Here is a 14,746-nt window from a genome sequence, read left to right as displayed (position 1 = left end):
ATGAAACATATAGAGAACGGTACACGTATTGAAGGAGAATACATTAAAAATAAAGTTATTCAATATAATATGTCCATCTTAACAGATGAAGTAAAACAGCCGATGGAAGAAGTAAGCCTCGTAGTAAAAAATGAAGAAGGAAAAATATTTGGTGGTGTAACAGGTACGATGTATTTTTATCATCTTCATATCGACTTTTTATGGGTTGATAAATCAGTTCGTCATGACGGTTATGGTAGCCAACTTTTACATAAAATTGAAGAAATTGCGAAGGAAAAAGAGTGCAGATTAATATTGCTAGATTCATTTAGTTTTCAAGCACCAGAATTTTATAAAAAGCACGGTTACAGGGAGTATGGTGTCGTTGAAGATCATCCGAAAGGTCATAGTCAGCACTTTTTTGAAAAGAGATTATAATAATATTATGTATACTGATTGATGGGAGGAAGCATATGTACACGTATAAATTGCAACAAGAACAACCAATCTGTGCAGAAAAAATAAAGAAGCTTTATGATTCTGTCGGTTGGTGGCCAGAAAGAAAAGAAGTCGATATTGAAAAAATGTTAAAGAATAGTATAGCCATTGGAGTATGGGAAGAAAATGAATTAGTTGGATTTACTAGAGTCGTTTCTGATGGTGTTTTTCGAGCATACATTGAAGATGTTGTCGTACATGAGAGTGTAAGAAATAAAGGTATTGGAGAGAAAATGCTTACAATATTACTTCGAGAAATATCTCATATTGATATTGTTAGTCTATTTTGCGGTGAGAAGCTAATAAAGTTTTACGGTGAGCAGCAATTTCAAGCAACGAAGCAAATTGTGATGCATCGTAATCAAACAGGGAAAGAATAAGAGGTGCCAATTAAAATGAATGCAACAAGAGCGTACTGTTTATCGAAAAGAAAAGCGACAGAAGATTCTCCAGATGGCTGGAGTGCAACGTGTATGAGGCTTAATAATAAAATATTTGCGATAGTAAATCATGAAGAAGGCGAAAAAGCTGCGATTACATTGAAGTGTGATCCAGAAGTCGCATTAAGAATAAGAGAAGATTATCCAGAAACAATTATTCCAGGGTATCATATGAATAAAAAACATTGGAATACTGTTTATATTCATAAGGATATAGAGCAGGAGCAAATTAATAAAATGATTGATTGGTCGTATGATTTAGTACTACAATCATTTTCAAAGAAAAAGCAGCAGGAGTTAATGGATTAATATGTATTAGGAGTGTGTGTAATGAAAGATTCGATTAAAGATACGTATGATAAATTAGCGAGTACATATAAAGAAAATCTAGATTTCGCAAATCCATATAACAGTTATTATGAAAGACCGGCGATGATGGAGCTTATTCCAAAGGAACTAGAAGGAAAAAAGATACTAGATGCTGGATGTGCAGCTGGATGGTATACTTCTCAATTCATAAAAAGAGGAGCAAATGTTACAGCAATTGATGTAAGTCCTGAAATGGTAAAAGCAGCAAAAGAAAATATAGGAGAAGAAGCAACGTTCCTTTGTCATGATCTGCAAGAAACATTGCCATTTAAAGATAATACATATGATGTGATTGTAAGTTCATTAACTCTTCATTATATAGAAAATTGGAATCAAGTATTTCAAGAATTTCGTCGTGTATTGAAGCCAGGTGGGGAACTTATTTATTCTATTCATCATCCTTTTATGGATTTCACAAAGTTTCCATGTGAAAATTATTTTGAAAAACAGTTATTAATAGATACTTGGGTTAAACCGAATATTACTATTGAAGTCAAGTTTTTTAGAAGATCATTACAAGACATACTAAATGAAACTACAAATTATTTTGTATTAGAAGAGATAGTAGAACCGAAGGCAATTGAAAAAATGAAAGAAGTAGACGAAAAATCATATTATTATCTAAATACGAATCCACATTTTCTTATCATTAAAGCAACTAATAAATAGCTAGTAAAATAACTTTGTTTTACTAGCTATTTACAGTTTTACATTACATATTAGGGGACTTTAAAATGAATACGAAACGAAATAGAGTAGTATATGCACTATTTACTATAGTTATTATTATTTTAGGTCTTAGCTCAAGAAAGTTTGCTTTTGCACTACCACATCTATTAAATGATTACTTAGGCGATGCTTTATGGGCATTAATGATTTTCACTGGCTTTGGATTTTTGTTTCCTAAAACAGAGACGAAGAAGTTGGCTTTTATTAGTTTAATGTTTTGCTACGGGATTGAAGTGAGCCAATTGTATCATGCGGAATGGATAGATAATATTCGTGCAACGACTTTAGGTGGACTTGTGTTAGGGTACGGATTTTTGTGGAGTGATTTAGTTGCTTATACAATTGGTGTTGGAGTGGGAGTACTGTGTGAGGTTATTTTTCGGAAGACATAAGAATTGTAAAAGGGGTATTTGTAAATGGAACAAGCACTGGAAATTGCAAAGTTTTGGTTTCAAAATGAACATGTCACAGCTACTGTAATTCAACAAAAAGTAGCGAAGGTTATATGCAAGAATAAAGAGTATATTTTAAAGAAAACAGGATCAATAAAGCAACTTCTAGTTGAATTCGATGTTTTGAAGCAACTGTATGAAAAGGGAATTAAAGTACAGAGAGTAGTAAAGACAGAAAATGATGAACAATATGTATTATATAAAGAAAAATATTATTGCTTATATGAGTATGTTGCCGGAAGTGTTTTAGAAATAAAAGATACGAATAAGCTGGAAAGGCTAGCAAGTACAATTGGAGAAGAAATAGCTAATCTGCACAAAGCATTACATTCGGTGAATAGTGACCATGAGTTAATAAAAAGAGATTTATATAGGATGGTATTTGAATGGGCTATACCGATTTTAGAAAAGAATGAGTATGTTCATCGAGAGGTAATTCAAAAGATGGAGCGAATGCACGCAGCTTTCAAGGAAACAGTCCATCCATTACCGAGACAAATTATTCATCGTGATATGCATCTATCAAATGTAATCTTTAAAGATGATAAACTGGAAGGGTTTATAGATTTTGAGATTTTAGAAAATAATGTAAAAATATTTGATTTATGTTATTGTTGTACAAGTATATTAAGCGAGCTATTTAGTGATGAAAGATTAAGAGGGAAATGGTTACATATCGTTAGCAAAGTCTTTGAAGGTTATTATAAACAAAATGATTTAACGAAAGAAGAACTAAAAGCCATTTGGTATGTTATGCTTTCAATTCAAATTATCTTTATTGCTTATTTTGTCCAGTTACCAGATTTATTAAAGTTAAATGAAGAAATGTTCTCCTGGATTTTCGCTAATAAGGAAGCTATTGAAGAAGTTATAGAAGGTATCGTAAAGGTATGAAAAAAATAATATTAATTGGTTCTGGTGGTTCAGGAAAATCTACATTACCAAGGCAGTTAGGGAATAAATTAAATATTAAGGTGCATCATCTTGATGCATTATTTTGGAAACCGAATTGGGAAGGTGTTCCGAGAGAAGAACAAATAGCAGTTCAAAATAACTTAATTAAAGATGAGAAGTGGATTATTGATGGGAATTATGGTGGGACGATGGGTATAAGACTGAATGCAGCTGATACAATTATCTTCCTTGATATTCATAGAACAATTTGTATTTATCGTGCTTTTAAAAGAATTGTAAAATACCGGAATAAAATAAGACCAGATATGGGCGCGGGATGTGAAGAAAGATTTGATTTGCAATTTTTTAAATGGATATGGGAATATCCTAATGCTAAACGACCTACAATTTTAAAAGGGTTAGAGCAATTGCCCGAAGAGAAAAAGGTTATTGTTTTAAAATCTCCAAATGAGGTTCGGAAATTTTTAGAGCACATATAATAATAGAATGTAACACAAAAATTCTTTGTGGATCTTACCGATTAGTTTAATAAAACTAATCGTTTTTTATTATGAAAGATTTAACGCTTTTTGAAAATTGTATTTTGTAATAAGTATATGACTATAAGTTCATATAAAATGAACGTTTGGAGGAATAGAAAATGACTAACGATTTAATTCAACTAATCGATTCATTAATGGTCAATATTCCAGCTGGAGAGGTAGTATTAAGAGATGATCGAATAAAAAAAGAATGGCTAGTACAAATTCAACCATTTCTTCTTGCAAAGTATGCTGTAACAATGGAAGTATATGATGCTATTACAAATAGTACATTAAATAATTTTGTTGAAAATCATAAACCAGTTGTCAATATTTCATGGAACGATGCCATTGCGTTTTGTAATGTACTTTCAAAAAAAGCGGGATTAAAAGAATATTATTCTATTAGTGATGGTGGTCAAATTGTTAGATGTAAGTTAGATTCAAATGGCTACCGATTGCCATCTGAGGCAGAGTCGCAATATGCATGTAAAGCAGGTACAACCGGATATACATACGGGAAACTTCATGATATAGCATGGTATAATGAAAATTCAAATGGACATATTCATGACGTTGGCCAAAAGGAACCGAATGCATGGGGACTCTATGATATGTTAGGGAACGTTTGGGAATGGTGCTATGATTTGTATGATGAAAAAGTATACGGAACATACCGCATTTTTCGTGGAGGTAGTTGGGCGGAGGTAGCGAGAGGTTGCGGCGCTACTTGTCGTCGTCGAAGCCATCCTACATTTCATATAGATGATCTCGGTTTTAGACTCGCTAGGTCAATTTAGTAGGAACATGATACGAACAGCTAGGAAAAGAGTATGGAGAGAATCCGTACTCTTGTCAACATAGAAATGATTTAACGTAAGGAGTGTTTATTATGGCGCGTGTTTTATTTATTAATGCTGGATCAGAAGGACATATAAATCCAACTTTACAAGTTGTAGATGAATTGATTTCTCGTGGTGAAGAGGTCGTTTATTTTTCAATAGAAGCTTTCAGGGAGCGGATTGAGAAGACAGGTGCTACTGTACGAACGATTGATGATCAAAAATTTATAAAAGCGTTTCTAACTGGAGGCAGAAATTATTTGCAGGAAAGAATAAATGGCCTTCTACATACAGCGGATATTGTAATACCTAGCGTTTTAGAACAAATTGAAGGTGAACATTTTGATTACATAATTCATGATTCTATGTTTGGCTGTGGCCATTTAATTGCTCAAATCCTTAAACTTCCAGCCATAAATTCATGCACATCTTTTGCGCAGGATGAAAAATCCTTTGAGCAAATGTTAGGTCATCTATTAAAAAATATCCCAGTAGAAATTTATGATAAAATACAGAATGATTTTCAAAACTTAACGAAGGGAATTGCTGAAAAATATGGTGTTGAAATAAAATCATCGTATGAAGTTTTCTGTAATCCTGCACCCCTTACTATTGTATATACAATTAAGGAGTTCCAGCCTTTTGGTGATACGTTTGATGAAACATATAAATTTGTAGGACCATCTATCTCTGCACAAATGAAAAACAGAGACGTTGATTTTACTTCAATTGAAGAAAAAAGTCCGATTTATATTTCATTAGGTACTGTTTTTAATGAAGCGATTGACTTTTATAAACTGTGTATGAAGGCCTTTGAGAATAGTGAGCATACAATTGTTATGTCTATTGGTAATAAAACAAAAATAAGTGATCTAGGCGAAATCCCTAAAAACTTCATTGTGAAAAACTATGTACCCCAAACTGAGCTGCTTACATATACGAAACTATTTATTACACACGGCGGGATGAACAGTGCGCATGAAGGACTGTATAACGGGGTTCCGCTCGTTGTAATACCGCAAAGTGCAGATCAGCCAGTAGTCGCAAAGCAAGTGGAGAGTCTTGGAGCAGGAGTAAAATTACAAATGCAAGGATTAACTGCGGATCAACTAAGTGAAAGTGTAGAAATAGTATTAAATAATCGTTCATTTAAAGAAGTTGCTTTGAATTTGAAGGAATCTTTCCAAAAATCAGGTGGATATAAGGAAGCTGTTGATGAAATTTTTATATTTGTAGGTCAGTGAAAAAAATGAAATTATACATTAGAAAAGCATCTAAATAGGATGCTTTTTATTTAACTTTATAATTCTTATTTTTAATATCTAGTATGGTTAAAACTAAGGCACTGAGTGATATAAGTATAAGAATAAAAGTTAACCAGTTAAATGTATTGTTAATTATGAAGTAAAGATGATAGATAAATATATTCAAATTGTATTTTAAAATGTTAGGACTTAGTTTTACATGTTAGTAATAATTTCACTGTTTCTGCACAACTTCTGCACATACTCAGGTAATTTCTATGTCATGATATATTCATAAAGTGAAATATTTCACAAGAAAAATATAATTTCACTGCGGTGTATGCATAATTAACACATACATCGGTACAAGTTTGTCTCTTGTTATTCTTTTACATCAAAGCCCACATTCCACTACAAAGTATAACAAGAAGGAGACATGAACATGAATAATCGATTTTTAAAACAACTACAAAATATGAAAATGAACAAAAAAAGTTTAGGAGCTGTAGCATTAACAGCTGGAATTATTAGTACGACACTTATTCCTCAAAATGCTTATGCGCACGGTTTTGTTGAAAAGCCTGGTAGCCGATCTGCTTTATGTAGTCCAACTTATGGTGCGCTAAATGTAAACTGTGGAAGTGTTATGTATGAACCACAAAGTTTAGAAGCTCCAAAAGGGTTCCCACAAGGTGGTCCAGTAGATGGACAAATTGCTTCAGCAGGCGGAAAATTTGGTGGTATTTTAGATCAACAAACAGCAAATCGTTGGTTTAAAAATACAATCACTGGTGGGGAAAATACATTTACTTGGAAGTATACTGCGCCTCACTTAACGAGTAAGTGGCATTACTATATTACTAAAAAAGGATGGAATCCAAATAAAGCGCTAACAAGAGCAGATTTTGAACCAATTGGAACTGTACAACATGATGGTTCTGCAGCTTCAAATAATTTAACTCATAAAATCAATGTACCTACTGATCGTAGTGGATATCATGTGATTTTAGCAGTATGGGATGTAGCTGATACAGCAAATGCATTCTATAATGTAATTGATGTTAATCTTATTAATGATGTGAAACCAGACATAGAAGCGCCAAGTATTCCAAATGGACTTCAGACGCAAAAAGTAACAGCAAATAGTGTAGAACTAACATGGAACGCTTCTACGGATAATGTAGGGGTAAAAGGATATCAAATCTTCCGTAACGGAGAGATGATTGATACAGTAATAGGCACTCATTTTATTGATAAGAAATTACAACCAAGCACAGAATACTCTTATACTGTAAAAGCAATTGACGCAGCTGGCAATATATCGAAGGAAAGTACAGCGCTTACAGTAAAAACAACAGTTGAGATTCCTGATACAGAAGCACCAACACAACCAAAAGGATTACATAGTATGGGAACGACAGCGTCAAGTGTGGATTTAATGTGGAGTCCATCTGACGATAATATTGGTGTAGACCATTACGATATTTATAGAGAAACAGAAGGATCAATGAAAAAGATTGCAACATCCAATACAACTTCTTATATGGATAAAAATCTGCTCGCTAATACTACTTATAAATATGTAGTAAAAGCTGTTGATGTAGATGGAAATGAATCCGTACAGAGTGATATATTCACAATTACTACAAAAACTGAAAGCGCTTCATATGAAGCGTGGGATGCAAAAAAAGCATATAAAAAGGGAGATAGAGTTCTACACGAAGGAAAAGTATATGAAGCAGTCCAGAGTTATCAAGGAAATGGTGATCCGAACTGGATTTATGCATTATCATTATGGAAAACAGTGTAAGCTTTACCTAGGTATGAACTAAGAGATGATGGGCTTTGATGAAAAAGAGAACCTTGAGAATTCACTTTTCTATTAATAAAAAAGGGTAGTGTATGAATACATAAGATTCATATACTACCCTTTTTATTATGATAACATTTTCGTCATAAGTATATGCGGAATGCCATCTTCCATAAATATATCAGAAGAAGTTTGATAGTCTAATTTTTTATAAAATCCTTCAGCTTGTGTTTGCCCGTGTAGTTTCACTTTTGTAGCTTGTTCGTTACGAGCAATTTCTTCTAACGTTTGAATGATGACTTTACCTAATCCGTATGTACGATAATCTTTTAAAATGCAAATACGTTCTAATTTTCCGACGCCATCAACAAATCGTATACGCCCTGTACCTACAGGAAGCTTATTATAATAAACTAAAATATGTTTACATTGCTCTCCGATTTCATCGAATGTATCGAATTCATCTGCAAGAGGGACACCTTGTTCTTTTACAAATACTTCTTTTCGAATATGAAAAGCAGTTTCTAAATCAGTAAGTTCTGTTATAAGTTTGGATTGCAAAATGTTCAGTCCTTTCTAGTATGATGTGTTTTCATAGTATATCATAATAAAGCGCTATCAAGAGAAAAAGAACACACTAAAAAGCCAACTTTAAAAAGTTAGCTTTTATTACAATTCCTTTATCCCATTTTTAGCGCCGATAATTACTTTACTCGTCATACTTATAAACAACCCTGTTTCAACTACACCAGTAATCATTTTTAATTGAGTGTGTAAATGGGCAGGATTAGAAATATGATTAGGGAATATACAATCGATAATCATGTTATTGTTATCGGTTATATAGGTTTCATTATTTTTTAAACGTAATGTTGTTTGACATCCTAAAGACTGAATTTTATTTTCGATTTGTTTCCATGAAAAAGGGATGATTTCAATAGGTAATGGAAAAGTACCTAAATGAGTTACAAGTTTCGATTCATCAGCAATGATAATTAGTTCTTTAGAGGAAGAGGCAACGATTTTTTCACGAAGTAATGCACCGCCACCGCCTTTTATAAGTTGTAAATTTGAATCAATTTCATCCGCTCCATCAATTGTAAGATCAAGACTTTGTACGTCGTTTAACGAAATTAGGGGGATATTTAGTTGATGTGCTAATGCTTCAGTTTCCTTTGATGTCGGTACAGCTTGAATTGATAATCCTTCTTTTACACGCTCACCTAATTTTTGTATTGTCCAATATACAGTAGAACCTGTACCAAGCCCAATCTTCATGCCATCATTTACAAAGTTAGCGGCATATTCGCCAGCGAGCTGTTTTAAATTCATCGCTTTACTCCGCTGGACGCGGTCCAGCATCAAGACCTGAATTTTCAACTGTAAGTACCGGACGAACGACTATATCTTTATGTACACGCATTTGACAAGATAATCGTAAATGATCTTCAATCCCTTTTTCCGTCATTGCATGTTTCTCATTCGCACTCGCTTCACAGAAATCACCTGCTAGTATTTCTACTCTACAAGTTGTGCAACGTGCATTCCCGCCGCAACGATGAAGAATGTTGACACCGCTATCTTCAATTGCTAATACTAACTTTGTTCCTTCTTTCACATCAAAAGTTCCCGCACCTTCAATTGTTAATTTTGGCAAATTTGTTCCTCCTCACGTAAAATTGTACATAACATATTTATGACCGCGAATTATTGAACATAAACATTATTTTTTTATATCCCCGTAACTTTTTTTAATGTTGAATCGTTTATTAAGTAAGCGCTGAAAAGGAGTGGTTATTTTGTGCACAAAAGTAACTCATGTTTTAAAGAACCATATCGATATGAATCATTCAAATATAAACTTTTTAATTGAACAATATGGAGAGTTAAAAAGATACTGTACTTTTTTAACGAAAAACAAATGGGATGGGGAAGATCTCGCCCAAGAAACAGTGTGTAAAGTGCTTCAAAAATATAGAAATAAAGATATTTGTATGACACTCGTCTATAAAATAGCAAGAAATCGTTGGTTAGATCAGATAAAGTCTAAGTCTGTTCATGAAAAAATAAGAGAACAAATCACTTTTGAAGAACCACATGAGAACATTGCAGATTTGCATGAAATGGTAGGGAAAGTATTGTCTTCATTAAATGTACAGCAATCCGCAATTTTATTATTAAAAGATGTTTTTCAATATAGTATCGCTGATATTGCTAAAGTGTGTTCTGTATCAGAAGGTGCAGTAAAGGCTTCTTTATTTCGGAGTAGAAATAGGCTGAAAACTGTAAGTGAAGAAGGGATTGAGATAGTCGAATTCACAGAGGATATTGAAGTTGTTGTAACATCTATTCGTGAGGAAAGACCAGAATTGTTAACGAAACTTCTTCCGACAATAGATTTTACTAAGTTACCATCTAAACAGCCAGTGTTATTATTTAATGTGAAAAACCCTTCTTCCTACAGTTGTATGCTTTGCGCAGCATAACAAGTATTGGAGGAATTTAAAATGAATACAATTCCATATGTAGTAGAACAAACAAAATTAGGAGAACGTTCCTATGATATATATTCAAGGTTATTAAAAGACCGCATTATTATTATCGGATCAGAAATTAACGATCAAGTAGCGAGTAGTGTCGTAGCGCAATTATTATTTTTAGAAGCAGAAGATGCAGAAAAAGATATATATTTATACATCAATAGCCCAGGAGGTTCAACGACAGCAGGTTTTGCAATATTAGATACGATGAATTTAATTAAACCAGATGTGCAAACGCTGTGCATGGGCTTTGCGGCATCATTTGGTGCATTGCTATTATTATCTGGAGCAAAAGGAAAACGGTTTGCGCTCCCTAACAGTGAAATTATGATTCATCAGCCGCTTGGTGGTGCACAAGGGCAAGCAACAGAAATTGAAATAACTGCGAAGAGAATATTAAAGTTAAAGCATGATATTAATAAAATGATTGCAGAAAAAACAGGCCAACCGATTGAAAGAGTAGCACATGATACAGAAAGAGATTATTTTATGACTGCAGAAGAAGCGAAGGTATATGGGATTGTAGATGATGTTGTTACGAAAAAATAAGATGAAAAAGGCTAGAGGATATGTTAATTCTCTAGCCTTTTTATTAATCCTTTACCCATTCATCAACTAGCGCTTGATTGTTCTTAATCCATTTTCGTGCCGCTTCTTCGGGATCTTTCGTTTTATTTAACTCGACCATTAATGTACCAAGCTGCTCATCGTTCATTTTCCATTTATCAAAGTATTTTATGATATCCGGGTGATCTTTTTCGAAACCTTTACGAACGGAGTAATAAATGTCATCTTTTTCACCATATACTTTCTTAGGGTCTTTTAAATATTTTAAGTCAAATTCTGAAAAACCCCAATGCGGATTCCAAAGCGTAACAGCGATTGGTTTCTTTTTTGTATATGCTTTCTTTAGTTCACTCATCATCGCAGCTTCAGAAGATTGGACAAGTTTTAGTTTTATATCATATTCTTTCATTGCTTTATTCGTTAAATTCATAAGACTACTACCGGGTTCGATACCGACAATTTTATTATCTAGTTCATCTTTATGAGCATTTAAATCTTCGATACTGTTTATGTTTTTCATATAAGAAGGGACGACTAAACCTAGTCCAGTACCTTCGTACCATTTTGATTTTAAGACAATATCATCTTTATAACGATCGTTTAGCGGTTTATCTGTAACTGGTAGCCATACTTCTAAATTCGCATCAACATCGCCACGAGCGACACCAGTCCAAATTGCGGCTTTTTCTAAATACATGAGCTCAACTTTGTAGCCTTTTTCTTCTAATAAAACTTTCCACATGTTTGCAGTTGCAATATTTTCTTTCCAACTTGTTACACCAAGTTTAATTTTTCCTTTCGAATTTGCATTTGTTGCATTACATGAAGTGAAAATCATAGTAATAAATAATGCAAGGCATATAAACCAAATTTTCTTTCGCATCGAAAACCTCCTAAGTAACGTTTGCCTTATAAAATAAATGTATAAGTAAGCATTCTTATTATGAACGGAAACGAGAATTTTAAAGAAATCTTATGAATGTCATTTTTATGTAATATTTCTTTGTAAAATCGCAACACTATGTGAATAGATGGGTAGAAAAGGAGTAGTGACATGGATAATACAAAGGTGCGTGTTGAAAACGTAACAAAAGTATTCGGGAAACATCCGCAAAGAGCCCTTTCCTTATTAAAAGAAGGAAAAAGTAAATCGGAAATTTTAAAAGAGACAGGAATGAACGTTGGGGTGAAAAAAGCAACGTTTGAAGTTTACTCTGGAGAGATTTTCGTTATTATGGGTTTGTCTGGCAGCGGGAAATCTACGCTAGTTCGTATGTTAAATCAATTGATTAAACCAACTGCAGGTCATATATACATAGATGGTGAAGACATCGCAACGATGGGAAAAGAAGAGTTACGGAGAGTAAGAAGAACGAAAATGAGTATGGTATTTCAGAAATTTGCTCTATTTCCGCATCGTACAGTTATACAAAATGTTGCATATGGTTTAGAAATACAAGGAGTTCCGGTTGAAGAGCGAGAGAAAAAAGCGTTAGAATCGCTACAGTTAGTAGGACTCGATCATCATAAAGATAATTATCCAAGTCAACTTAGTGGTGGTATGCAGCAGCGCGTTGGAATCGCAAGGGCACTAACGAATAATCCAGATGTATTACTAATGGACGAGTCATTTAGTGCATTAGATCCACTTATTCGAAAAGAAATGCAAGATGAATTGTTAGAGTTACAAGATAAAATGGAAAAAACGATTATATTTATTACGCATGATTTAGATGAAGCGCTTCGAATTGGAGATCGTATTGCATTAATGAAAGATGGAGAAATCGTCCAAATTGGAACGCCAGAAGAAATTATGATGAGCCCCGCAAATGAATTTGTAGAAAAGTTTGTTGCGGACGTGAATTTAGGAAAAGTAATTACGGCTGAGTCTATTTTAAAACGACCAGAAACTTTATTAATTGATCGTGGACCTCGTGTGGCTCTTCAAATTATGAGGAATGCAGGCGTCTCAACTGTATATGTTGTAAACAAAAAGTATGAGTTTTTAGGTATATTAACTGCGGATGATGCTAGTAAAGCAGTACAAAAACAGTGGCCGATTGCTGATTTATTACTTAATGATATTCCGCATGTGTATTTGGATACTTTACTGGAAGAGACATATGCAAAAATGGCAGAGATGAAATATCCGTTACCCGTAATCGATGAGAAGAAAAGGCTAAGAGGAATTATTAAACGTGAAAGTGTCATTCAAGCTCTTGCAGGAAACATTGAGGAAGAGGTGAAAGACGATGAATAGTATACCACGTATTCCATTAGGGGAATGGGTCGACTCATTTGTTGCAAGTTTATATGAGCACTTTGAAGGCTTATTCCGAGGGTTCTCTTATATTATTGGTGGATTCGTTGATTTACTCACTAATTTTTTAACAATAATACCTGCCATATTGATGATTATTATCTTGTGTTTCTTCATTTGGTACACAACGAGGAAATTATCTTTAGTCATTTTTACGCTTATTGGATTATTATTCATTTTGAATATTAACTACTGGGCACAAACGATGCAAACATTAGCACTCGTACTTACGTCTGTTATTATTTCAATTATTGTCGGAATTCCAATTGGTATATTAGCATCTCAAAATGAACGTTTCTCAAAATTTTTAAAACCAACATTAGATTTTATGCAAACAATGCCTGCATTCGTATACCTTATTCCAGCGATTACATTTTTCGGAGTAGGTGTAGTACCTGGAATTATTGCATCAGTAATCTTTGCAATGCCACCGACAATTCGTTTTACTGACTTAGGAATTAGACAAGTTCCAGAAGATTTAATTGAAGCAGCAAATGCATTTGGATCCACGGCATCACAAAAACTATTTAAAGTACAATTACCACTTGCAACCGGAACGATTATGGCTGGTGTGAACCAAAGCATTATGCTTTCGTTATCGATGGTTGTAACAGCATCACTTGTAGGAGCTCCAGGACTTGGAGTTGATGTATATCGCTCTGTAACACAAGTTAATATCGGAATGGGATTTGAAGCTGGATTAGCTATCGTAGTGATCGCAATTATATTAGATCGAATTACACAAGGGTTCCATACGAAAAGAAAATAATGACCAAAAAACACACTTTTATAATACAAAGTGTGTTTTTTATTGCATCCAGATTACATACGAACGATAACAGAACCTCCAGCTGGTGCACAAACTTGGTTTTTTGTTGTTCCATTGATTGATTTAATTAATTGATTATTTTCCTCGATTAATGAGATTAATTTAGTTAATTGATTTTCAAGACTTGCGATACGTTGCATCATATATTGTGAATCATGATGCAATGTATTCCTTACGGGATGGGGGAATAAACATACTGTTAATTTATATTTGGATTCCAATGAGGATACATTTGAATTGTTACTCTTTCAATAAATTACGGATTTTTCTTATAGTAAAATGCCTATGTATAATTAATAGTTACTTGAAAATTTTTCAATATAAAAGGAGTATGTACAGAAAATGGAAAATATTATATGTGAAGTTAAAGCGCATTTTTTTTGAAATATTCAATCAAAATAGTGCGTATATTAATACATTCAAGTAAATGTATGTTATTTAGGGAGAAATGGTGGGAGGAGATGTAATTTTGGCTAAAAATAAAAAAAGAAATGATGCTTTGGCAATAGGTGTCGGTATAGGGGTTGTAATCGGTGTATTTCAAGGGCACTTTACAAATAATTTAGTAATCGGAATTATAATTGGGATTGCGTTTTTGAAGAAATAATGAGATGTAAATTCATTTCAAAAATTGTTGTATCAAAAGAATGAAAATTCGGAATACGAAACCTGTTTTTCCTTTTTTTGTGCT

General features: G+C 33.4%; 19 protein-coding genes and 1 pseudogene. 15 read left to right on the top strand and 5 right to left on the bottom strand.

Annotation, left to right across the window (positions count from 1 at the left end):
- The 10 genes from ACTFR3_RS01500 to ACTFR3_RS01455 all read left to right on the top strand — a co-directional run bounded on the left by ACTFR3_RS01500 (position 1) and on the right by ACTFR3_RS01455 (position 7,799).
- Positions 1 to 417: a GNAT family N-acetyltransferase gene (locus tag ACTFR3_RS01500; protein ID WP_000680416.1), complete on the top strand. Its 417-nt coding sequence runs from the start codon at positions 1 to 3 to the stop codon at positions 415 to 417.
- Between the two features lie 35 nt (positions 418 to 452).
- Positions 453 to 857, top strand: a complete 405-nt coding sequence (locus ACTFR3_RS01495) for a GNAT family N-acetyltransferase (protein WP_440041289.1) — start codon at positions 453 to 455, stop codon at positions 855 to 857.
- A 15-nt stretch (positions 858 to 872) separates the two neighbouring features.
- A complete protein-coding gene (locus tag ACTFR3_RS01490) occupies positions 873 to 1,226 on the top strand; it encodes an MmcQ/YjbR family DNA-binding protein (protein ID WP_000994620.1) in 354 nt (117 codons plus the stop codon).
- A 21-nt stretch (positions 1,227 to 1,247) separates the two neighbouring features.
- Positions 1,248 to 1,955: a class I SAM-dependent methyltransferase gene (locus ACTFR3_RS01485; protein ID WP_000655262.1), complete on the top strand. Its 708-nt coding sequence runs from the start codon at positions 1,248 to 1,250 to the stop codon at positions 1,953 to 1,955.
- Between the two features lie 65 nt (positions 1,956 to 2,020).
- Complete coding sequence (locus tag ACTFR3_RS01480) at positions 2,021 to 2,407, top strand: DUF2809 domain-containing protein (RefSeq protein ID WP_088338685.1); 387 nt, start codon at positions 2,021 to 2,023, stop codon at positions 2,405 to 2,407.
- A gap of 24 nt (positions 2,408 to 2,431) precedes the next feature.
- Positions 2,432 to 3,361: a phosphotransferase enzyme family protein gene (locus tag ACTFR3_RS01475; protein ID WP_000434081.1), complete on the top strand. Its 930-nt coding sequence runs from the start codon at positions 2,432 to 2,434 to the stop codon at positions 3,359 to 3,361.
- Entirely contained in the window at positions 3,358 to 3,861 is a 504-nt protein-coding gene (locus ACTFR3_RS01470) for a DNA topology modulation protein (RefSeq protein ID WP_088338684.1), read from the top strand. The genes ACTFR3_RS01475 and ACTFR3_RS01470 overlap by 4 nt, the downstream gene beginning before the upstream one ends.
- Positions 3,862 to 4,022: 161 nt before the next feature.
- Positions 4,023 to 4,703, top strand: a complete 681-nt coding sequence (locus ACTFR3_RS01465) for a formylglycine-generating enzyme family protein (protein ID WP_440044101.1) — start codon at positions 4,023 to 4,025, stop codon at positions 4,701 to 4,703.
- Between the two features lie 92 nt (positions 4,704 to 4,795).
- A complete protein-coding gene (locus ACTFR3_RS01460; RefSeq protein WP_440044100.1) occupies positions 4,796 to 5,989 on the top strand; it encodes a macrolide family glycosyltransferase in 1,194 nt (397 codons plus the stop codon).
- A gap of 442 nt (positions 5,990 to 6,431) precedes the next feature.
- Positions 6,432 to 7,799, top strand: coding sequence for a lytic polysaccharide monooxygenase (locus ACTFR3_RS01455; RefSeq protein WP_440044098.1), 1,368 nt, complete (start codon positions 6,432 to 6,434; stop codon positions 7,797 to 7,799).
- Between the two features lie 126 nt (positions 7,800 to 7,925).
- On the opposite strand, the gene ACTFR3_RS01450 is transcribed toward ACTFR3_RS01455, so the two are convergent.
- From ACTFR3_RS01450 to ACTFR3_RS01440, 3 genes are all read right to left on the bottom strand, one after another.
- A complete protein-coding gene (locus tag ACTFR3_RS01450) occupies positions 7,926 to 8,360 on the bottom strand; it encodes a GNAT family N-acetyltransferase (RefSeq protein ID WP_440044097.1) in 435 nt (144 codons plus the stop codon).
- 108 nt (positions 8,361 to 8,468) lie between these two features.
- Positions 8,469 to 9,131: a ribose 5-phosphate isomerase A gene (gene rpiA, locus ACTFR3_RS01445; RefSeq protein ID WP_440044096.1), complete on the bottom strand. Its 663-nt coding sequence runs from the start codon at positions 9,129 to 9,131 to the stop codon at positions 8,469 to 8,471.
- Positions 9,132 to 9,135: 4 nt separating this feature from the next.
- On the bottom strand, positions 9,136 to 9,456 hold the full coding sequence (locus tag ACTFR3_RS01440; protein ID WP_001125388.1) for a 2Fe-2S iron-sulfur cluster-binding protein: 321 nt from the start codon (positions 9,454 to 9,456) through the stop codon (positions 9,136 to 9,138).
- Positions 9,457 to 9,598: 142 nt separating this feature from the next.
- Between ACTFR3_RS01440 and ACTFR3_RS01435 the strand changes: the two genes are divergently transcribed.
- Both ACTFR3_RS01435 and clpP read left to right on the top strand, forming a co-directional pair.
- A complete protein-coding gene (locus ACTFR3_RS01435) occupies positions 9,599 to 10,285 on the top strand; it encodes an RNA polymerase subunit sigma-70 (protein ID WP_000337509.1) in 687 nt (228 codons plus the stop codon).
- A 21-nt stretch (positions 10,286 to 10,306) separates the two neighbouring features.
- Positions 10,307 to 10,888: an ATP-dependent Clp endopeptidase proteolytic subunit ClpP gene (clpP, locus tag ACTFR3_RS01430; RefSeq protein WP_001092373.1), complete on the top strand. Its 582-nt coding sequence runs from the start codon at positions 10,307 to 10,309 to the stop codon at positions 10,886 to 10,888.
- A gap of 43 nt (positions 10,889 to 10,931) precedes the next feature.
- Here the strand turns inward: clpP and ACTFR3_RS01425 are convergent, their stop codons facing one another.
- Positions 10,932 to 11,789 carry a glycine betaine ABC transporter substrate-binding protein gene (locus ACTFR3_RS01425; RefSeq protein WP_001227613.1) on the bottom strand — a complete coding sequence of 286 codons (858 nt, stop codon included), beginning with the start codon at positions 11,787 to 11,789 and terminating at the stop codon, positions 10,932 to 10,934.
- A gap of 171 nt (positions 11,790 to 11,960) precedes the next feature.
- Here ACTFR3_RS01425 and ACTFR3_RS01420 point away from each other — a divergent pair, with 171 nt between their 5' ends.
- Together ACTFR3_RS01420 and ACTFR3_RS01415 are read left to right on the top strand one after the other, a co-directional pair.
- Positions 11,961 to 13,166, top strand: coding sequence for a quaternary amine ABC transporter ATP-binding protein (locus ACTFR3_RS01420; RefSeq protein ID WP_000370606.1), 1,206 nt, complete (start codon positions 11,961 to 11,963; stop codon positions 13,164 to 13,166).
- Positions 13,159 to 13,995 carry an ABC transporter permease gene (locus ACTFR3_RS01415; protein WP_001084759.1) on the top strand — a complete coding sequence of 279 codons (837 nt, stop codon included), beginning with the start codon at positions 13,159 to 13,161 and terminating at the stop codon, positions 13,993 to 13,995. The genes ACTFR3_RS01420 and ACTFR3_RS01415 overlap by 8 nt, the downstream gene beginning before the upstream one ends.
- Positions 13,996 to 14,048: 53 nt before the next feature.
- On the opposite strand, the pseudogene ACTFR3_RS01410 reads toward ACTFR3_RS01415, so the two are convergent.
- Positions 14,049 to 14,287: pseudogene (locus ACTFR3_RS01410) on the bottom strand (hypothetical protein).
- A 219-nt stretch (positions 14,288 to 14,506) separates the two neighbouring features.
- Between ACTFR3_RS01410 and ACTFR3_RS01405 the strand changes: the two are divergent.
- Positions 14,507 to 14,662: a septum formation initiator gene (locus tag ACTFR3_RS01405; protein ID WP_179885216.1), complete on the top strand. Its 156-nt coding sequence runs from the start codon at positions 14,507 to 14,509 to the stop codon at positions 14,660 to 14,662.
- Positions 14,663 to 14,746: the final 84 nt, after the last annotated feature.

This window comes from Bacillus cereus group sp. MYBK14-1 (genome assembly GCF_051916885.1).
GTDB lineage: Bacteria > Bacillota > Bacilli > Bacillales > Bacillaceae_G > Bacillus_A > Bacillus_A cereus.
This window is presented reverse-complemented; position numbering and strand designations above follow the sequence as displayed.